This is a genomic window from Citrobacter arsenatis, from assembly GCF_004353845.1.
In the GTDB taxonomy this organism is placed as follows: Bacteria; Pseudomonadota; Gammaproteobacteria; order Enterobacterales; family Enterobacteriaceae; genus Citrobacter; species Citrobacter arsenatis.
The window spans coordinates 4,623,582-4,641,244 of record NZ_CP037864.1 but is presented as its reverse complement, the minus strand read 5'-3'; the positions used below and the strand labels follow the sequence as shown (position 1 = coordinate 4,641,244).

Below are 17,663 nucleotides of genomic sequence, written 5' to 3'. Positions count from 1 at the left end.
GATTGCCATCACCTTCACGGGTGAGGGCGTTGTTGTTCGTTAATACACCTACTTTGAGCCGGTTCACACTTTTCAATGAAAATTGCAGATCAATTTCATGATGAGTTATGTAGACTGGCCGCCATTAATTTTGAGGCACACGTACTACATGGCTGAATTCGAAACCACTTTTGCAGATCTGGGCCTGAAGGCTCCTATCCTTGAAGCCCTTAACGATCTGGGTTACGAAAAACCATCTCCAATCCAGGCAGAGTGCATTCCGCATCTGCTGGGCGGCCGCGATGTTCTGGGTATGGCCCAGACGGGTAGCGGCAAAACTGCAGCGTTCTCTTTACCGCTGCTCAACAATCTTGATCCTGAGCTGAAGGCACCTCAGATTCTGGTGCTGGCACCGACCCGCGAACTGGCGGTTCAGGTAGCAGAAGCCATGACGGATTTCTCTAAACACATGCGCGGCGTGAACGTGGTTGCCCTGTACGGCGGCCAGCGTTATGACGTGCAATTACGTGCCCTGCGTCAGGGACCACAGATCGTCGTCGGTACACCGGGCCGTCTGCTGGATCACCTGAAACGCGGTACTCTGGACCTCTCCAAACTGAGCGGTCTGGTACTGGACGAAGCTGACGAAATGCTGCGTATGGGCTTCATCGAAGACGTTGAAACCATCATGGCGCAGATCCCGGAAGGTCATCAGACCGCTCTGTTCTCTGCGACTATGCCGGAAGCGATTCGTCGTATTACCCGCCGCTTTATGAAAGAGCCGCAGGAAGTACGCATTCAGTCCAGCGTCACTACCCGTCCTGACATCAGCCAGAGCTACTGGACTGTTTGGGGCATGCGTAAAAATGAAGCGCTGGTGCGTTTCCTGGAAGCGGAAGACTTTGATGCGGCGATTATCTTCGTTCGTACCAAAAATGCGACCCTGGAAGTGGCAGAAGCGCTGGAGCGTAGCGGTTATAGCAGCGCTGCACTGAACGGCGACATGAACCAGTCCCTGCGTGAGCAGACACTGGAGCGTCTGAAAGACGGCCGCCTGGATATCCTGATTGCTACCGACGTTGCGGCCCGTGGCCTGGACGTTGAGCGTATCAGCCTGGTTGTTAACTACGACATCCCGATGGATTCCGAGTCTTACGTTCACCGTATCGGCCGTACCGGTCGTGCGGGTCGTGCGGGTCGTGCGTTGCTGTTCGTTGAGAACCGCGAGCGTCGTCTGCTGCGTAACATCGAACGCACCATGAAGCTGACCATTCCGGAAGTAGAACTGCCGAACGCAGAACTGCTGGGCAAACGCCGTCTGGAAAAATTCGCCGCCAAAGTACAGCAGCAGCTGGAAAGCAGCGATCTGGATCAGTACCGTGCTCTGCTGGCGAAAATGCAGCCGGAAGAAGAACTGGATATCGAAACGCTGGCAGCTGCACTGCTGAAAATGGCGCAGGGCGAACGTCCGCTGATCCTGCCGCCAGATGCGCCGATGCGTCCGAAACGCGAATTCCGTGACCGTGACGATCGTGGTCCGCGTGACCGCAACGATCGTGGCCCGCGTGACCGTAATGACCGTGGTGGTGAAGACCGTCCGCGTCGTGAACGTCGTGACGTTGGCGATATGCAGCTGTACCGCATTGAAGTGGGTCGTGATGACGGCGTTGAAGTTCGTCATATCGTTGGTGCGATTGCTAACGAAGGCGATATCAGCAGCCGTTACATCGGTAACATCAAGCTGTTTGCTTCCCACTCTACCATCGAGCTGCCGAAGGGTATGCCGGGCGACGTGCTGCAGCACTTTACCCGTACTCGCATCCTGAACAAGCCGATGAACATGCAGCTGGTTGGCGATGCAGTTCCGCACACCGGTGGTGAGCGTCGTGGCGGTGGTCGTTTCAGCGGTGAGCGTCGTGAAGGCGGTCGTGGTGAAGGTCGTGGCTTTAGCGGCGAACGTCGTGAAGGCGGTCGTGGCGATGGTCGTCGTTTCAGCGGCGAACGTCGTGAAGGCAACCGTGGCCCGCGTCGTGACGATTCTTCTGCTCCGCGTCGTGATGACTCTGCTGGTCGTCGTCGTTTCGGCGGTGACGCATAAGCCAAAACGGCTTAAAAGCGTAAAATAAAATATACAGCCCCGATCGAAATGATTGGGGCTTTTTTTATTTCAATTGTACTCGTGTACTGGTACAGTGCAGCACATTAAACTGTATTAGCTAATTGTTACCCTAAATAATTCGAGTTGTAGGAAGGTTGCAAACGAGGACATTCCGGGAGCTTACTTAAGTAAGTGACTGGGATTGCGGAGCGCAGCCAACGCATCTACAGCTTGAAGTATGACGGGGAAATACACTGGAGAGATGGCTAAATGGCAACACTTACCACCACCCAAACGTCACCTTCGCTGCTTGGCGGAGTCGTGATCATCGGCGGCACCATTATTGGCGCGGGGATGTTTTCTCTGCCAGTGGTCATGTCCGGGGCGTGGTTCTTCTGGTCAATGGCGGCGCTGATCTTCACCTGGTTCTGCATGCTGCACTCCGGGTTGATGATCCTCGAAGCTAACCTCAATTACCGCATTGGCTCCAGCTTTGACACCATCACGAAAGATCTGCTGGGCAAAGGCTGGAACGTTGTGAACGGCATCTCGATTGCTTTCGTTCTCTATATCCTGACCTATGCGTATATCTCCGCGAGCGGCTCGATCCTGCATCACACCTTCTCGGAGATGTCGCTGAACGTTCCGGCGCGTGCGGCGGGCCTTGGTTTTGCGCTGCTGGTGGCGTTTGTGGTGTGGTTAAGCACCAAAGCGGTTAGCCGCATGACGGCGATTGTGCTGGGTGCAAAGATCATTACTTTTTTCCTGACCTTCGGCAGTCTGCTGGGGCACGTGCAGCCCGCAACACTGTTTAACGTGGCGCAAAGCAACGCTTCATATACGCCGTACCTGCTGATGACGCTGCCGTTCTGTCTGGCCTCATTCGGCTATCACGGCAACGTCCCGAGCCTGATGAAGTACTACGGCAAAGATCCGAAGACCATCGTTAAGTGTCTGGTGTACGGTACGCTACTGGCACTGGTGCTGTATACCGTATGGTTGCTGGGGACAATGGGTAATATTCCGCGTCCGGAATTTATCGGTATTGCGCAGCAGGGCGGTAACATTGATGTGCTGGTACAGGCGCTGAGCGGTGTGCTGAACAGCCGCAGTCTGGATCTGCTGCTGGTGGTGTTCTCCAATTTTGCGGTGGCGAGTTCATTCCTTGGCGTTACGCTCGGTTTGTTCGACTATCTGGCGGATCTGTTTGGCTTTGATGACTCGGCAATGGGACGTTTTAAAACGGCATTGCTGACGTTTGTCCCGCCGATTGTTGGTGGTCTGTTGTGGCCGAACGGTTTCCTGTACGCCATTGGCTATGCAGGGCTTGCGGCAACTATCTGGGCCGCTATTGTTCCGGCGCTGCTGGCCCGTAAATCCCGCGAGCGTTTCGGCAGCCCGAAATTCCGCGTCTGGGGCGGTAAGCCGATGATTGCGCTGATCCTGGTATTCGGTATCGGCAACGCGGTTATCCATATTCTGTCGAGCGTGAATCTGTTACCTGTTTACCAGTAACTTTATTGTGCCGGATGGCGGCTGCGCCTTATCCGGCCTACAGGATCAAGTAGGCCCGGTAAGCGAAGCGCCACCGGGCAAAATAATGCACTACCCCAACAATTCCTGCTTCACATCCATCGCCAAATCAAACGAATGTAGACGCGCCTGATTTTCAAAAATCTGGCCGTTAACCATAATTTCATCGGCCTGGGTTTCACGAAGAATCGACTCCAGCCCGTGACGCACTTTTGCCTTATCCCCAACCAGCGACATGCTCAGCGCTTGTTGTACGCCGTACTGTTCGGAAGCGGACCACAGCTGATGCATATTCTCTACCGGCGGCGGTAGCTGGCCGGTTTCGCCACGACGCAGTTTCACAAACGCCTGCTGCATCGAGGTGAAAAGAAATTCGGCATCGCGATTACTGTCGGCGGCAATAATGTTGATGCACACCATCGCATACGGTTTTGCCAACCGTGCTGAAGGCTTGAACTGGGTGCGATACAGGTGCAGCGCCTGATGCAGCATATCCGGAGCAAAGTGCGAGGCAAAGGCAAACGGCAGACCAAGCTGAGCCGCCAGCTGTGCGCTGTACAGGCTGGAGCCTAATAACCAGACCGGGATCTGCTCGCCGTAGCCGGGAACCGGGCGTACATGGGGATTCGGATCGCGGGCGTCAAACCAGTCCACCAGCTCAGCTACGTCGCGCGGGAAGTTATCGATATCACCGCTCATATGGCGGCGCAGTGCGCGCATCGTCGGCTGATCGCTACCCGGCGCGCGGCCAAGGCCGAGATCGATTCGTCCTGGATACAACGTGTTCAGGGTACCGAACTGCTCGGCGATCACCAGCGGCGAATGGTTGGGTAGCATAACGCCGCCAGACCCGAGATGCAGCGTAGTGGTATTGGCTGCCAGATAGCCAATCAACACTGAGGTTGCGGCGCTGGCGATGCCGGTCATGTTGTGATGCTCTGCCAGCCAGTATCGATGGTAACCGCGTTTTTCAGCCAATCGAGCGAGGTCAAGCGAGTGTGTGAAGGCTTCTTTAGCCGAAGATCCTTCAGGGATCGGCGCCAGATCCAGCACCGAGAATGGAATAGTTTTGTCAGTCATAACGGCTCACTTTGTTACCGGTTAATCTTTTAATACTGCATTAAAGATTAGCGAATGTTGTTAACAAAGTGAGCTTTATGAGACTGATGGCAAAAACAATGCCCGATGGCGCTGCGCTTATCGGGCCTACGGGATCGCTATTTATAGGCCGGATAAGGCATTTATGCCGGGTTTTATCAGGACTGCAGTTCCAGCCCTGCCAGCCGCTTCCAGTAGCCGTTGCAGTCGCTGTGGGCGGCAAGCGGTAATGGGGCTGTACCATTTTCATTGGCGCGGAAGGCATTAAGCATGGCGAAAGTTTCAGTGCCTGAAGGGGACAGACGCACAATATCAACCAGCCCCTGCATCGATGTCAGCTCGTTGCCGAGGTTGTAAACATAGCCGCTCATGGTCTGGATCCCGTTGAGGACAAAGACCTGCTGATTCTCCTGCGACAACACATCGCGCCCGTTCGGGTATTTGATGCAGCAGGTTTCGCACTCGTCCTTTGGACGGTCTTCAGAACGTGCGGTAAAGCAGCGGGCAGAGTAGGCCAGCGGCAGATGTCCGTAGCTCAGCACCTCTACTTCAAACTGATTGCGAATACCCAACTCATCACACTGGTTGAGCAGGTTTACCAGCCAGTCGCGGGACAGCTCTACCGGCATACACCAGCGCACCATACCCTGTTTGAGCAGCAAACGCAGGGTAACCGCGTTGTAGCAATTAAGCGCATGTCCGGCGACAAACGGTAGCTTACGTTCGGCACACATGTTTACCACGCCGAGATCGCTGGCTTCCAGCAGGAAGTCGCCGTTTTCGACATAGCGCTTCAGCTCTCCCAGTTCAGAGGAGGCCTGCACCAGCGCCAGCGTCGAAAGCACCACCTGTTTACCGCTGCCAGCAAGCGATTTCGCCATATCGATCCAGTCGCCCACTTTGGTGGCGCGGCGTTTACTGCATACCGCTTCGCCAAGATAGATAACGTCGGCCTGGCTTGCGGCGGCCTGCTGATAAAAATCTTCCAGCGTTTCTTTTGGCCAGTACCACAGCACTGGCCCTAAGGAATATTTCATTGCTTCTCTCACTGCCATTTACGGTGATACGCGCCAAGCGTGGTCTGCGTGCCTTCGGACATTGATCCGAGCGTTTCCATCCACGCGGCCTGTGGGGCGTAGTTTTGCGGGTCGGCTATACAGCGGTCGATTGCCTGACGCCACACTTTTGCCACCTGGCTGACGTAAGCCGGGCTACGCTGGCGTCCCTCGATTTTTACCGAGGCAATTTTGGCCGCCAGCAGTTCCGGCAGTAGCTCCAGCGTATTCAGGCTGGTGGGTTCTTCCAGCGCATGATAACGCTCGCCATCGACCAGATAACGGCCTTTACACAGCGTGGGATAACCGGCGTTTTCTCCGTCCTGATAGCGGTCGATCAGCACCTCATTGAGACGGGATTCCAGCCCTTGTTGGGTCTGCTGCCAGCGTACAAAACGGGCAGGAGAACAAGCGCCAACCGTGTTAGGCGACTCGCCCGTCAGATAGGATGAAAGATAGCAACGGCCTTCCGCCATAATGCACAGGCTACCGAAGGCGAACACTTCCAGGGGAACAGGCGTGACACGAGCGAGTTGCTTCACCTGATGAATAGACAGCACGCGCGGCAGCACTACGCGGGCAACGTCAAAGTTGCGATGATAGAAATTAATCGCCTCTTCATTGGTTGCAGATGCCTGAACAGAGACATGGCGCTCAATATGCGGGTAGCGCTCTGCGGCATACTCAAGCATGGCGAGGTCGGCGAGGATCAGCGCATCCGCACCCAGTTGTGCCGCCATATCCACGGCACGCTGCCAGCGCGCGTAACCATCCGGATGCGCAAAGGTGTTAATCGCGATGTGCAGCTTACGGCGATGCTGATGAACAAAACTCACCGCTTCCTGCAATTTTTTCTCGGTAAAATTAAGGCCGGCGAAATGACGGGCGTTGGTATCATCTTTCAGCCCGATGTAGACAGCATCAGCGCCGTTCTCGATGGCCGCCTTAAGCGCCGGGAGATTTCCGGCAGGGCAGAGCAGCTCCATAATTTATCCTGAACGTTGCGCCGTGAAGGGCGCAGAAATGTTAACGAAGAGGGATTTTAGTTAACCTTGCTGAGACAATTTTTGATTTGAGGCAGTTAAAGTCGTATTGGTAACACCAATAAAGAGGTAACAATTTCGTAGCGAATTGTTGATTTATGCCGCTATGTCGTTTATTTGATATGGCAAAATAGCAGGACTATTGGAACAGGGAGTAAAGCTCGTGTTGGATAAACTGCGTTCACGCTTAGTACATTTTGGTCCTTCTCTGATGAGTGTACCGGTTAAACTGACGCCCTTTGCGCTGAAGCGCCAGGTTCTGGAGCAGGTCCTGAGCTGGCAGTTTAGTCAGGCGCTGGCCGATGGGGAGCTGGAGTTTCTCGACGGCCGCTGGCTGAGCATTCATGTGCGTGACATTGGCCTCAAATGGTATACCTCTGTTGAGAACGATAAACTTATTGTCAGCCAGAATGCAGATGCGGATGTAAGTTTTAGCGCCGATGCCAGCGATCTCCTGATGATCGCGGCGCGTAAGCAGGATCCAGATACGCTTTTCTTCCAGCGTCGCCTGGTGATTGAAGGTGATACAGAATTAGGGCTGTATGTAAAAAATCTGATGGACGCCATCGAACTGGATCAGATGCCTAAAGCGCTGCGCGTCATGCTGATGCAGTTGGCGGATTTTGTTGAGGCGGGGATGAAAACGTCGCCAGACACCAAACAGACTTCGGTAGGTGAGCCATGCTGATTCGAGTTGAAATTCCCATTGATGCCCCAGGTATTGATGCGCTGCTGCGCCGTTCATTTGAGAGCGATGCGGAAGCGAAATTAGTGCACGACCTGCGTGAAGACGGTTTCTTAACGTTGGGTTTGGTTGCGACCGATGACGAAGGTCAGGTAGTAGGTTACGTCGCGTTTAGTCCTGTCGATGTCCAGGGTGAAGATCTGCAATGGGTCGGCATGGCGCCGCTCGCGGTGGATGAAAACTACCGGGGGCAGGGTCTGGCGCGTCAGCTGGTCTATGAAGGACTCGATTCCCTGAACGAGTTTGGCTACGCCGCGGTGGTCACGCTGGGGGATCCGGCACTGTACAGCCGCTTTGGTTTTGAGCTGGCGGCTCATCATGATCTGCGCTGCCGCTGGCCGGGTACCGAAAGCGCGTTCCAGGTTCATCGCCTGGCGGACGATGCGCTGGAGGGCGTGACGGGCCTTGTGGAATACCACGACCACTTCAATCGTTTTTAAGATCCGGGGTTTGCAGGCTGCTCAGTAGCGCCTCAAACCCTTCGCCTTCGACCAGGCGTTCTTTCTGCCGCTTGGTGAGCTGTTTGACGCGATACTCTATGCGCAGGGCCAGCGAACGGTTGCCAACCTGCGCCGCAAATGCCAACGTGAGCTCCCCCTTTCCGCGTAGCGCCTTCGCGCCTTTCCCACTTTGATGCTGCTGATAGCGGCGCTGCACATCGGTGGTTATTCCGGTGTATAAGGCGTTGTCCGCGGTACGGATCAGGTACAGATACCAGGGTGTCATTGTCACCATCGACGTGATAATTTTCAGACCTACAGTATAAAAGAGAACAGCAATGGAAACACTGACTGCGGTGACCCGCTGGCTGGCAAAGCAGCACGTCGTGACCTGGTGCGTACATCAGGAAGGTGAATTGTGGTGCGCCAATGCGTTTTACCTGTTTGATGCGCAGAAGATGACATTCTACGTGCTGACCGATGAGAAAACCCGTCATGCGCAGATGTCCGGACCGCGAGCGCCGATTGCCGGCACGGTAAATGGTCAGCCTAAAACGGTTGCCCTGATTCGTGGCGTACAGTTTAAAGGGGAAATCCGGCGTCTTGAAGGGCAGGAGAGCGACGTCGCGCGTAAAGCCTACAACCGCCGCTTCCCCGTCGCCAGAATGCTGCCTGCGCCCGTGTGGGAGATTCGATTGGATGAAGTCAAATTCACGGACAACACGCTGGGCTTTGGTAAAAAGATGCATTGGTTACGTGATCTATAGTTAGAACAGTGATTGAAGACCTGGGGAAGATAAACGATGAGTCAGGTGTTAATAACGGGAGGCACGGGGCTGGTGGGCGGAAATTTACTGCGTATGCTGCTTAATGAACCCCGGGTCAACGCCATCACGGCGCCGACGCGTCGACCGCTGGCGGATACGGTTGGCATCTATAATCCCCATGATCCGCAGCTAACCGATGCTCTGGCGCAAGTTACCGACCCGGTCGATATCGTTTTTTGTTGTCTGGGAACGACCCGACGTGAAGCGGGCAGCAAAGAGGCGTTTATCCATGCTGACTATACGCTGGTGGTGGATACGGCCCTGACGGGACGTAGGTTGGGAGCCCAGCATATGCTGGTGGTGAGTTCGATGGGCGCCAATGCGAATTCACCGTTTTTCTATAACCGGGTGAAAGGTGAAATGGAGCAGGCGCTGATCGCGCAAAATTGGCCACGGCTGACGATTGTCCGGCCTTCGATGCTACTGGGCGATCGGGACAAACAGAGGACGAATGAGAAGTTTTTAGCGCCGTTGTTCAGACTGCTGCCGGGGAACTGGAAGTCGATTGAAGCACGTGATGTTGCGCGGGCAATGTTGGCGGAGGCGCTGGCGCCTGGGCATGAAGGGGTTTCGATCCTGACCTCTTCCGAGCTGCGCGAAAGGGCCAAATAAAATGCCGGATGGCGCTGACATTTATCCGACCTACAAACGATAACGTCCTGTAGGCCGGATAAGACGCCCATGCATCGCTATCCGGCATCTGTATTACTTAATAAACGTAAAGGCCGTAGTGACGCGTTTCACGCCGCTTACTCGGCTGGCGATGTCCGCCGCCGCCTTCGCTTCACGCTCAGTTACCAGACCCAACAGGAACACTTCCCCGTTTTCGGTGGTGACTTTCACGTTAGAAGATTTCACCTGATCGCTGGTCAGCAACTGGGAACGTACTTTAGTGGTTATCCAGGTATCGTTGGACGCATCGCCCAGGCCAATTGGCTGGCCCTGACGGATCTCATTAAAGACCTCAGTCGTACCTTCTACACCCATCGCAATCTGTTTTGCCCGCGCAGACAGTTCGCTATTTGGCGACTGACCAACCAGCAGCACTTTACCCTGATACGCGCTCACGTTGATGCGCGCCTCTTTCTTGATCTGGGCATCTTTCGACAACGCCGTATTGACGCGTAATTCCAGGGTTCCGTCATCTACCTGGGTGCCGACGCTGCGAGGATCCGTTGCGGCTTTGGTGCCGACAGCAGCAGTTCCGACAACGGCAGCAGCGACACAGCCTTGCAGCAGCAGTGCAGCGATAATCACAGCAAGCGGCGAAAATGCCTTCATGTGTACTCCTTAATCATCCTGGTGAGGGAAAAGCGTGTTATCGATGAGATCGCAAAGGCAGTTGACCGTCAGCATGTGCATTTCCTGAACGCGGGCGCTGTGATGTGAGGGAATGCGGATCTCAACATCCTGCGGCCCCAGTAACCCGGCCAGCTCCCCTCCGTCATACCCGGTCAGCGCGACGATTGTCATGTCGCGTGTTACGGCGGCTTCAACGGCTTTTACGATATCGCGGCTATTACCACGCGTAGAGATTGCCAGCAGAACATCACCTGCATGTCCCAGCGCACGGACTTGTTTTGCATAAACTTCGTCGTGCAGGCGATCGTTGGCAATCGCAGTTAAGACCACATTATCAGTATTTAGTGCAATCGCAGGTAAACTTGGCCGCTCTGTTTCAAAACGATTGATCATGCTGGCAGCAAAATGCTGTGCGTTGGCAGCGGATGTCCCATTACCACAACAGAGAATTTTGTTGCCATTGAGCAGGGACTGAACCAGCGTCATGGCGGCACGGGAGATCGCATCCGGAAGTGCTTCAGCCGCAGCTATCTGAGTTTGAATGCTTTCTGTAAAGCAGACTTTAATTCTATCTAACACGCTAATCCTTAAGAACCAGGCTCTGAATCTTCAACTATGAGCGGTCGTTGAACGCGTCCTTAAACCACTCAACATCATTTCCGGTGAAGGCTAACACATCGAACCGGCAATCCACAGTATCAAAACTCCCATTGTGGCGCGCAAGCCACAAGCGGGCGGTCTGTAATAATTTGTGTTGTTTGCTCCGGGTCACACTCGCCGCCGCACCGCCAAACTGGGCTGAGCGTCGGTAGCGGACTTCAACAAATACGGTGGTGTTGCCTTCACGCATTATCAGGTCGATTTCGCCGCCACGTTCACGCACGTTGGCGGCGATAAAATGCAGTCCCTTGCTCTGCAGCCAGTTACGCGCGGTGGATTCCCACGCGTCACCGGTCTGTTTACTCGTTAACTGGCGGGGACGACTTGTCCTTGCTGGTATTTGAGCCATGATAACTTCCTGTTAATCACACAATCCTGCGTTGCGGTTAAGGCTCCGGTATTGCCGTTAATTTCGAAACCCTGCACCTGACGCATTTGCGAGAAGTGGTTGGCAAGCGACCAGGCATCGACGCCCATGGCGTACATACGTGCCAGCGAGTAGTCGTTACGAACCGCGCCAAGCGCCTGCTGCATGAGAGGCGTGTTAGCGCCTGCCAGCATCGGAATTTCGCTGTACTGCAAGCCTTCCATCTCCAGACGGAAATCCGGGCCAGCAGTTCCCTGTGCGCTGCGGGAGCTGGCGTACAGCGTGGCACCGCTCTGGCTGCCGTTGCGCATAGCAATCATCGGCTTAATAAATGCAATTTCTTCCGGCGTCGCCAGAATATACACGGCATCAACACGACCGCTACCGCCGGTGATTTGCGCATCGGTTGGCGCTGCCGGAATCGTCAGACCACCAATTGTTACGCCAGGCTGCGCAGGTACAGAGGAGGCCACCGGGCTACCCGTCAGGGAAATCCCCGAGCCGCCGTTGACGCCCATTTTCAGCTCAGCGGTGGAGCCGAACTTCTGTTGCAACACTACGCCGCCGCCCAGTTTTTGCCATTCCTGCGCAAAAGCATTAGCCACGCGATCGCCCAACGCACTCCGCGGGATCAACAGCAGCGGCGTCTGTTTCCCTTGATCGCGGATGTGACGCGCAGCGTCGCGCGCTTCATCTTCTGGCGACAGGGCGAAGTAGCAGACGTTCGGCAGGTTTTTCACCGACTCCGGCTGATTAAGCGCCAGGACGTTTAATGGCGTGTTGCTTTTCATCAGCTCTTCAACATTATTCTTCAACAGCGGGCCAACCACGATGCTGGCGCCATCCTGCTGAACCTGAGTCAGGATCTGATTCAGCGGCTGTGATGACGTGTCGTAGATTTTCAGTTCAGCGGACGGATTCGCTGGGGCGCTGGCAGTCGTTGTCTGTGCCGGCGCGGTTGGCTGTGGGGCTGCTGCTTCTGGCTGTGCAGGCGTCTCGTTGGTCAGATCGCTTACTGACGCCTGAGAAGGGCTGGCAACACCGTCAGTCGTTTGCGGCTGTTCTGTGGTCGTCGCGGCAGCTGTATCCACAGCAGGCGCAGCAACAGCAGGGGCAGATACGGGTTGAGTACCCATGTTTTTCGCAGCTTCAAAACCTTGCTGAATAGTACGGCCAAAAACAGCAGCCTGACCGTTCAGCGGCAGCAGCAGGGCAATTTTACTGGTGGATGCGGGCTTAAAGCTCTGCACGTTAACCAACTGCGTTGGCAACAGTTTTGCCCCCGGGTTCTGTGGATAACGTTTCTGCCAGTCCGCAATACCGGCTTTCATCATGTCCGGATCGTTACGGTTATCGAACCAGACGCGCTGGAGATCCAGCCAGCCTTGCAGCACGTTTTCATCAGCATTGATGACCAACGCCTGTGCTTGCTCCTGGCTCATGGATGACAGCGCCTGCCAGGTTGAGTCCATGTTGTTCTGCTTAGCATTCGCGGCCAGCAGCGGCTCCTGGGCAATCAGGGCGCGTAATAGCGTCAATGATGGGCGACCCTGGTTGACGTCGATTTGCGCCTGCCAGTATCGCGCCTGCTGGTTTTGATCGAAATCGGCGGGGGTGAGTTTATCCAGCAGGGCCTGTGCGCCAGCGATATCTTTCTGCGCAAGCTTAATCTCGACGGCCAGCAGTGACTGCTCACGACGCTGGTTATCGCTTAGCTTCTGCGGTAGCTGGTTGAACAGTTCGCTAGCCTGCTGGCTCTTACCTTCTTTCAGCAGTGCACGAATGGCGAGTAATTGCCAGTTGGTCTTGCTATCATCTGAGCTTTGCTGCATTTGTTGCAGATAAAAGCCGGAATCAGCCTGCGCAGTGCCCTGCATATGGGCTGCACTCTGGTCTGGCGCCTGGGTGCCACAGCCTGCGAAAATCAGTGCTGCCAGAATGACTGGTAGCGCGCGTGCGGCTTTCAAACGAGAAAATGTTGAGGGTACCATACTGTATCCAGTGATATTTTTTTACTCAATGCTCAATATTAAATCGGCAATACGGACGACACAATGAAACAACACGAATCGGCGGATAATTCTCAAGGCCAACTCTTTATTGTACCTACTCCCATAGGAAATTTGGCTGATATTACCCAACGAGCGCTCGAAGTTTTACAAGCCGTTGATTTGATTGCCGCTGAAGACACCCGTCATACAGGATTACTGTTACAACACTTCGCGATTAACGCCCGTTTGTTCGCCCTGCACGACCACAACGAGCAGCAAAAGGCCGAAACGCTGGTGGCAAAGCTCAAAGAAGGGCAAAACATTGCGCTGGTTTCCGATGCCGGAACGCCGCTGATTAACGATCCTGGCTACCATCTGGTGCGCACCTGTCGAGAAGCGGGGATCCGCGTTGTTCCTCTGCCTGGCCCTTGCGCGGCGATTGCAGCCCTGAGCGCTGCGGGTCTGCCTTCAGATCGCTTTTGCTATGAAGGTTTTCTGCCTGCCAAATCCAAAGGGCGTCGTGATGCGATGAAAGCCATTGAGGCCGAACCGCGTACGCTTATTTTTTATGAATCTACCCACCGTTTGCTGGATAGTCTGGAAGACATGGTTGCCGTCTGGGGTGAATCTCGCTACGTGGTGCTGGCGCGTGAGTTGACCAAAACCTGGGAAACTATTCACGGTGCGCCGGTCGGTGAACTGCTGGCGTGGGTTAAAGAAGATGAAAACCGACGCAAAGGCGAAATGGTGCTGATTGTCGAAGGGCATAAAGCGCAAGAGGACGATCTTCCAGCTGATGCGCTGCGTACGCTGGCCTTATTGCAGGCAGAACTGCCGCTGAAAAAGGCCGCCGCGCTGGCCGCTGAAATCCATGGCGTGAAGAAGAATGCGTTGTACAAGCACGCGCTGGAACAGCAGGGAGAGTAACAGTGAGCACCTACCAACCACCTTTCGTCGTCACTCCATTAATCCTTAATCAAGTCATTGAGATTGGTGAGTTGATGGGGCATTGGGCAGCGATGGCTGGTAGGACATCTCCTCTTTTGCGCAAAGAGAATCGTATTCGTACGATTCAGGCCTCTTTAGCGATTGAACATAATTCGTTGACGACGGAACAAGTCACCGCCCTGATGGAGGGAAAACGTATTCTGGCGCCTGCTAAAGACATACAGGAAGTTAGAAATGCGATTCTGGCCTATGAAAAGATGTCGGAATGGAAAAGTGGAAAATTATCCGACCTTTTACAGGCACATCGGGTTCTTATGCTCGGTCTGGTCGATAATCCAGGCCAGTTACGTACCGGAAATGTTGGTGTTTACAGGGAAAAACAGCTGATTCATATGGCTCCTCCGGCATCACAAGTTTTACGTTTGATGAATGATTTACTGGGCTGGTTAAAAACGACAGAACTCCACCCACTGATTGCTGGTGCTATTTTCCATTATGAGTTTGAATTTATTCATCCTTTTGCCGACGGCAATGGACGGATGGGACGTTTGTGGCAGACATTAATCCTCCGTGAATGGCGATCGGAATTGGCGTGGTTACCAGTAGAGACACTGATCCACTACCAACAGGACCGCTATTACCAGGTGTTAGGGCTTTGCGATCGGCAAAGTAGCTGCACGCCATTCATAGAATTTATCCTGGAAAACATCATCTCTGCTTTGCAAGAAGGATTGGGGAGATCATCAGCCCTGTCGGAAGAAATGTCGGAAGAAATGTCGGAAGAAATGTCGGAAGAAATGTCGGCTGATTTACTGGAAATAGAAAAACGCATTCTACAAATCTTGTCGAATCAGCCGGGCAGATCCGCCAAAAGTATCGCTGATGAGTGTGAAATCTCAGCCCGGACCGTAGAGCGCTATCTGAAAGCGTTGCAGCTAAAAGGTAAACTGCAACGCGTTGGCGCGACAAAAGGGGGGATGTGGCGCTTACTGTAACTTTTATTTATCAGGATATTGTGAGCCGTCAATCAGGCTACTCACATTACGGTGCAGCCATAAAAATGAAGCAACAATAATTGTGGCGACGGTGGTGGCCAAGTATTTTTCTACAGCATCGTGCTTCCCTTCACTTGCTATCAGCAGCAAGGTCTCTTTAGCATTCAGGATGTCCTTCAACCCTGGCGAATACCGCGAATCAAACGATGAGCAGCCGTTTTTAACATGCCATAATGGCGTGTACCCCCTTATTACTCGAACAATGAGCGCTACCTGACATCACGTAGATAGCACTCGTGCAGAATAAATAATGGTCACGATAATTCGCAGGTAACCATCAATTTATTTGCTGACCCGCATACAGTGATTTTGCTACGTACCACTTCTTTCATCGCATCCATTCCGACCCGCATGTAATAGCGAGGATCGTTGCCCTGTGGATTCTGCGCAAACCACGCTTTGACTGCATCGGCAAAAGCGATTTTTAGTTCGGTAGCGACGTTAACTTTGCAAACGCCAAGCTCGATTGTGCGGCGGACGTATTCATCAGGGACATCGCTTGCGCCATGTAGAACCAGTGGAACGTCGACTACTTCACGAATTTCACCCAGCCGCTGGAAATCGATTTTTGGCGTTTTGGTGTACAAACCGTGTGCTGTGCCGATGGCAACGGCAAGGCTATCTACGCCAGTACGCTCAACAAACAGTTTGGCTTCTTGTGGATCGGTGAGGAAGGCGCTTTCTGCATCCACACTCATATCATCTTCTACGCCACCCAAACGGCCCAGTTCAGCTTCCACACTGCAATCTTTGGCATGGCAAAAATCCACAACGGATTTCACCAGCTTCACGTTTTCTTCAAACGGAAAGTGGCTGCCGTCAATCATTGCGCTGCGTACCCCTGCATTCACTTTACGACGAATGTCGTCCAGCGACTCATGGTGATCGAGGTGCAATGCCAGCGGTATACCGTAGCTGTTTGAATAAGCGCTGCACAGCGCGTAGATCTCTTCCAGTGCAATATGTTTAAAGGTACCCGGCGTTCCGGCAAGGATCACCGGCGATTGCATTTCATAGCACACTTCAAGGATCGCCTGGATAGTCTCAGCGTTATGAATATTGAAGGCGGGTACGGCGTAACCTTTTTTTTGTGCATCCAGCAGGAGGTATTTGGTGGAAATAATGCTCATAAAACGATCCTTTTAGGCGTTCCAGGGATGAATAACAACGCCCTGTACAACGCGGTTAACAGTGCCGCTGGCAGAAGGCGTATCCGGTGTATTGCCGATGTTGATGGATTGCGTCAAAGCAAAGACCTGGGCGTAGATCAGGAAGCAGAACGCCAATTCCATATCGATGAAAGAGCGTGCTGGCGGTAGCACAATATGTGGACCAGCTTCGATCACCTCATGGGTTTGTGCGGAAATTGCGACAACCCGTAGCGCCTGCCGATCGCGGCGTAACTCTGCTAACAGATCGAGATCGTATTGGCGTGTATAAGGGTGGCTGGAAACAAAAACTACTACCAATGTTTCGTTATCAACCAGCGACTTTGGACCGTGACGAAAGCCGGTCGGGGAGTCATAGAATGCCGCCAGTTTGCCCGCTGTCAGCTCCAGGACTTTCAGTGCCGATTCACGCGCGACTCCCTGCAATCCACCGCTACCGAGGTAGACGATCCGTTTCCAGGGCTCATTGCCAAAAACACCGTCGCTGAAATCGCCTAATGAAGTTAGGATTGCCTGGCACCTGTCTGCTACGTCGCGGAAGGTCTGACTGTTGATTTTCTCCGGAGCGAATACTGCCAGGCAACTGGCCATCATGGTGGTAATGCTGCTGGTCATGGCGAAACCACGGTCATGTGTCTCTGCGGGCATTAACAGAGCAAAAGCGTTGTCGCTTGCGACTGCGTTTTGATACAGGCTGCCTGCTTCGTTGCAGGTGATTGGCAGGTGATAACACTCAGGCACAAACTGATTAGCTAGTTCCACTGCCGCAACGCTTTCAGGGCTGTTACCTGAGCGAGCGAAAGAAATGAGCAGCAGCGGATGAGCGGGATTCAGGTAATCCATCGGATTGGTGACCAGGTCGGTGGTCGGCACAGCGCTGATGTTTTTACCGGTATAGCTTGCCAGCCAGGGGGCGATGATGTCGCCAATGAATGCTGATGTTCCTGCGCCAGTCAATACGATCCGCAGCTCTTTTTTGCGTAACAATGGCGCAAGAAAGTTATCAATGGCGGAGCGAATATTGTCGATATTGGTGAGAGAACGGATCCAACTGGCAGGTTGTTGACGGATCTCTTCTTCGGTCCAGGTGCCCGTTACCGCAGTAACAGGGGTATAGGTTTCTGGCATAACTTAGGTCCTTAGTCTCGTAAATTCCACATAAGACGCTGGCAAAAATGTCGCTATCTTTCGTTTCGTTTCACTTGTTCATCATGTCGATTGATTAAAATCTATATGAAAGAAATCGAAAGTTCAATGATGCAAAATGAAATAAAACGAAATTTGTGATCATGAAAACGAAGACTGTGATTATCTTATTGATCTATAAGGAAGAGATTGATTGTGATTTGGTTC

20 protein-coding genes are annotated in these 17,663 nt (G+C 53.5%); 9 read left to right on the top strand and 11 right to left on the bottom strand.

Annotation, left to right across the window (positions count from 1 at the left end):
• The first annotated feature begins 75 nt into the window (after nucleotides 1-75).
• The 3 genes from yrbN (at nucleotide 76) to mtr (ending at nucleotide 3,592) form a co-directional block, all read left to right on the top strand.
• Nucleotides 76-156 carry a protein YrbN gene (gene yrbN / locus E1B03_RS23295; RefSeq protein ID WP_010723222.1) on the top strand — a complete coding sequence of 27 codons (81 nt, stop codon included), beginning with the start codon at nucleotides 76-78 and terminating at the stop codon, nucleotides 154-156.
• Complete coding sequence (locus tag E1B03_RS23290) at nucleotides 149-2,077, top strand: DEAD/DEAH family ATP-dependent RNA helicase (protein ID WP_003839970.1); 1,929 nt, start codon at nucleotides 149-151, stop codon at nucleotides 2,075-2,077. The genes yrbN and E1B03_RS23290 overlap by 8 nt, the downstream gene beginning before the upstream one ends.
• Before the next feature lie 270 nt (nucleotides 2,078-2,347).
• A complete protein-coding gene (gene mtr / locus E1B03_RS23285) occupies nucleotides 2,348-3,592 on the top strand; it encodes a tryptophan permease (RefSeq protein ID WP_133087019.1) in 1,245 nt (414 codons plus the stop codon).
• Nucleotides 3,593-3,682: 90 nt separating this feature from the next.
• Here mtr and E1B03_RS23280 read toward each other — a convergent pair whose 3' ends face one another.
• From E1B03_RS23280 to ubiU, 3 genes are all read right to left on the bottom strand, one after another.
• Nucleotides 3,683-4,690: a luciferase-like monooxygenase gene (locus tag E1B03_RS23280; protein ID WP_103769867.1), complete on the bottom strand. Its 1,008-nt coding sequence runs from the start codon at nucleotides 4,688-4,690 to the stop codon at nucleotides 3,683-3,685.
• 176 nt (nucleotides 4,691-4,866) lie between these two features.
• Nucleotides 4,867-5,745 (bottom strand): U32 family peptidase, encoded by an 879-nt coding sequence (locus E1B03_RS23275; RefSeq protein ID WP_418884910.1) that lies wholly within the window; start codon nucleotides 5,743-5,745, stop codon nucleotides 4,867-4,869.
• A gap of 8 nt (nucleotides 5,746-5,753) precedes the next feature.
• Nucleotides 5,754-6,749, bottom strand: a complete 996-nt coding sequence (gene ubiU / locus E1B03_RS23270; protein ID WP_133087018.1) for a ubiquinone anaerobic biosynthesis protein UbiU — start codon at nucleotides 6,747-6,749, stop codon at nucleotides 5,754-5,756.
• A 220-nt stretch (nucleotides 6,750-6,969) separates the two neighbouring features.
• Here ubiU and ubiT point away from each other — a divergent pair, with 220 nt between their 5' ends.
• Nucleotides 6,970-7,494, top strand: a complete 525-nt coding sequence (gene ubiT, locus E1B03_RS23265) for a ubiquinone anaerobic biosynthesis accessory factor UbiT (protein ID WP_103769864.1) — start codon at nucleotides 6,970-6,972, stop codon at nucleotides 7,492-7,494.
• Nucleotides 7,488-7,991: a GNAT family N-acetyltransferase gene (locus E1B03_RS23260; protein WP_003024966.1), complete on the top strand. Its 504-nt coding sequence runs from the start codon at nucleotides 7,488-7,490 to the stop codon at nucleotides 7,989-7,991. The genes ubiT and E1B03_RS23260 overlap by 7 nt, the downstream gene beginning before the upstream one ends.
• On the opposite strand, the gene E1B03_RS23255 is transcribed toward E1B03_RS23260, so the two are convergent.
• Nucleotides 7,978-8,277 (bottom strand): GIY-YIG nuclease family protein, encoded by a 300-nt coding sequence (locus tag E1B03_RS23255; RefSeq protein ID WP_133087017.1) that lies wholly within the window; start codon nucleotides 8,275-8,277, stop codon nucleotides 7,978-7,980. The two genes, E1B03_RS23260 and E1B03_RS23255, sit on opposite strands and share 14 nt — an antisense overlap.
• A 52-nt stretch (nucleotides 8,278-8,329) precedes the next feature.
• Between E1B03_RS23255 and E1B03_RS23250 the strand changes: the two genes are divergently transcribed.
• Together E1B03_RS23250 and E1B03_RS23245 are read left to right on the top strand one after the other, a co-directional pair.
• A complete protein-coding gene (locus E1B03_RS23250) occupies nucleotides 8,330-8,758 on the top strand; it encodes a YhbP family protein (RefSeq protein ID WP_103769862.1) in 429 nt (142 codons plus the stop codon).
• Nucleotides 8,759-8,794: 36 nt separating this feature from the next.
• Nucleotides 8,795-9,430 (top strand): NAD(P)H-binding protein, encoded by a 636-nt coding sequence (locus tag E1B03_RS23245; RefSeq protein WP_133087016.1) that lies wholly within the window; start codon nucleotides 8,795-8,797, stop codon nucleotides 9,428-9,430.
• Nucleotides 9,431-9,523: 93 nt separating this feature from the next.
• On the opposite strand, the gene dolP is transcribed toward E1B03_RS23245, so the two are convergent.
• Genes dolP through E1B03_RS23225 form a run of 4 tightly spaced genes read right to left on the bottom strand, consistent with a single transcriptional unit; the run spans nucleotide 9,524 to nucleotide 13,138 of the window.
• A complete protein-coding gene (dolP, locus tag E1B03_RS23240; RefSeq protein ID WP_003024954.1) occupies nucleotides 9,524-10,099 on the bottom strand; it encodes a division/outer membrane stress-associated lipid-binding lipoprotein in 576 nt (191 codons plus the stop codon).
• A gap of 9 nt (nucleotides 10,100-10,108) precedes the next feature.
• A complete protein-coding gene (gene diaA / locus E1B03_RS23235) occupies nucleotides 10,109-10,699 on the bottom strand; it encodes a DnaA initiator-associating protein DiaA (protein WP_003024948.1) in 591 nt (196 codons plus the stop codon).
• 34 nt (nucleotides 10,700-10,733) lie between these two features.
• Nucleotides 10,734-11,129 carry a YraN family protein gene (locus E1B03_RS23230; RefSeq protein WP_103769860.1) on the bottom strand — a complete coding sequence of 132 codons (396 nt, stop codon included), beginning with the start codon at nucleotides 11,127-11,129 and terminating at the stop codon, nucleotides 10,734-10,736.
• Nucleotides 11,087-13,138 carry a penicillin-binding protein activator gene (locus tag E1B03_RS23225; RefSeq protein ID WP_133087015.1) on the bottom strand — a complete coding sequence of 684 codons (2,052 nt, stop codon included), beginning with the start codon at nucleotides 13,136-13,138 and terminating at the stop codon, nucleotides 11,087-11,089. The genes E1B03_RS23230 and E1B03_RS23225 overlap by 43 nt, the downstream gene beginning before the upstream one ends.
• Nucleotides 13,139-13,201: 63 nt before the next feature.
• On the opposite strand from E1B03_RS23225, the gene rsmI reads away from it, so the two are divergent.
• On the top strand, nucleotides 13,202-14,065 hold the full coding sequence (gene rsmI, locus E1B03_RS23220; protein WP_003024942.1) for a 16S rRNA (cytidine(1402)-2'-O)-methyltransferase: 864 nt from the start codon (nucleotides 13,202-13,204) through the stop codon (nucleotides 14,063-14,065).
• 2 nt (nucleotides 14,066-14,067) lie between these two features.
• Nucleotides 14,068-15,081 (top strand): Fic family protein, encoded by a 1,014-nt coding sequence (locus E1B03_RS23215; RefSeq protein WP_133087014.1) that lies wholly within the window; start codon nucleotides 14,068-14,070, stop codon nucleotides 15,079-15,081.
• 3 nt (nucleotides 15,082-15,084) lie between these two features.
• On the opposite strand, the gene E1B03_RS23210 is transcribed toward E1B03_RS23215, so the two are convergent.
• The 3 genes from E1B03_RS23210 to E1B03_RS23200 all read right to left on the bottom strand — a co-directional run bounded on the left by E1B03_RS23210 (nucleotide 15,085) and on the right by E1B03_RS23200 (nucleotide 17,438).
• Nucleotides 15,085-15,261: a sugar phosphate isomerase family gene (locus E1B03_RS23210; RefSeq protein WP_246044130.1), complete on the bottom strand. Its 177-nt coding sequence runs from the start codon at nucleotides 15,259-15,261 to the stop codon at nucleotides 15,085-15,087.
• Nucleotides 15,262-15,395: 134 nt separating this feature from the next.
• Nucleotides 15,396-16,271 carry a tagatose-bisphosphate aldolase subunit KbaY gene (gene kbaY / locus E1B03_RS23205; protein ID WP_133087013.1) on the bottom strand — a complete coding sequence of 292 codons (876 nt, stop codon included), beginning with the start codon at nucleotides 16,269-16,271 and terminating at the stop codon, nucleotides 15,396-15,398.
• 12 nt (nucleotides 16,272-16,283) lie between these two features.
• Nucleotides 16,284-17,438 carry an AgaS family sugar isomerase gene (locus E1B03_RS23200; RefSeq protein WP_133087012.1) on the bottom strand — a complete coding sequence of 385 codons (1,155 nt, stop codon included), beginning with the start codon at nucleotides 17,436-17,438 and terminating at the stop codon, nucleotides 16,284-16,286.
• Nucleotides 17,439-17,663: the final 225 nt, after the last annotated feature.

Excerpts from the sequence above, each read along its gene's own strand:
- E1B03_RS23225 (WP_133087015.1), bottom strand. The coding sequence starts at position 13,138 with ATGGTACCCTCAACATTTTCTCGTTTGAAAGCCGCACGCGCGCTACCA.
- E1B03_RS23230 (WP_103769860.1), bottom strand. The coding sequence starts at position 11,129 with ATGGCTCAAATACCAGCAAGGACAAGTCGTCCCCGCCAGTTAACGAGT.
- yrbN (WP_010723222.1), top strand. The coding sequence starts at position 76 with ATGAAAATTGCAGATCAATTTCATGATGAGTTATGTAGACTGGCCGCC.
- rsmI (WP_003024942.1), top strand. The coding sequence starts at position 13,202 with ATGAAACAACACGAATCGGCGGATAATTCTCAAGGCCAACTCTTTATT.
- E1B03_RS23245 (WP_133087016.1), top strand. The coding sequence starts at position 8,795 with ATGAGTCAGGTGTTAATAACGGGAGGCACGGGGCTGGTGGGCGGAAAT.
- E1B03_RS23200 (WP_133087012.1), bottom strand. The coding sequence starts at position 17,438 with ATGCCAGAAACCTATACCCCTGTTACTGCGGTAACGGGCACCTGGACC.
- E1B03_RS23280 (WP_103769867.1), bottom strand. The coding sequence starts at position 4,690 with ATGACTGACAAAACTATTCCATTCTCGGTGCTGGATCTGGCGCCGATC.
- E1B03_RS23290 (WP_003839970.1), top strand. The coding sequence starts at position 149 with ATGGCTGAATTCGAAACCACTTTTGCAGATCTGGGCCTGAAGGCTCCT.
- E1B03_RS23260 (WP_003024966.1), top strand. The coding sequence starts at position 7,488 with ATGCTGATTCGAGTTGAAATTCCCATTGATGCCCCAGGTATTGATGCG.
- E1B03_RS23275 (WP_418884910.1), bottom strand. The coding sequence starts at position 5,745 with ATGAAATATTCCTTAGGGCCAGTGCTGTGGTACTGGCCAAAAGAAACG.
- mtr (WP_133087019.1), top strand. The coding sequence starts at position 2,348 with ATGGCAACACTTACCACCACCCAAACGTCACCTTCGCTGCTTGGCGGA.
- ubiU (WP_133087018.1), bottom strand. The coding sequence starts at position 6,749 with ATGGAGCTGCTCTGCCCTGCCGGAAATCTCCCGGCGCTTAAGGCGGCC.
- dolP (WP_003024954.1), bottom strand. The coding sequence starts at position 10,099 with ATGAAGGCATTTTCGCCGCTTGCTGTGATTATCGCTGCACTGCTGCTG.
- E1B03_RS23255 (WP_133087017.1), bottom strand. The coding sequence starts at position 8,277 with ATGACACCCTGGTATCTGTACCTGATCCGTACCGCGGACAACGCCTTA.
- E1B03_RS23250 (WP_103769862.1), top strand. The coding sequence starts at position 8,330 with ATGGAAACACTGACTGCGGTGACCCGCTGGCTGGCAAAGCAGCACGTC.
- kbaY (WP_133087013.1), bottom strand. The coding sequence starts at position 16,271 with ATGAGCATTATTTCCACCAAATACCTCCTGCTGGATGCACAAAAAAAA.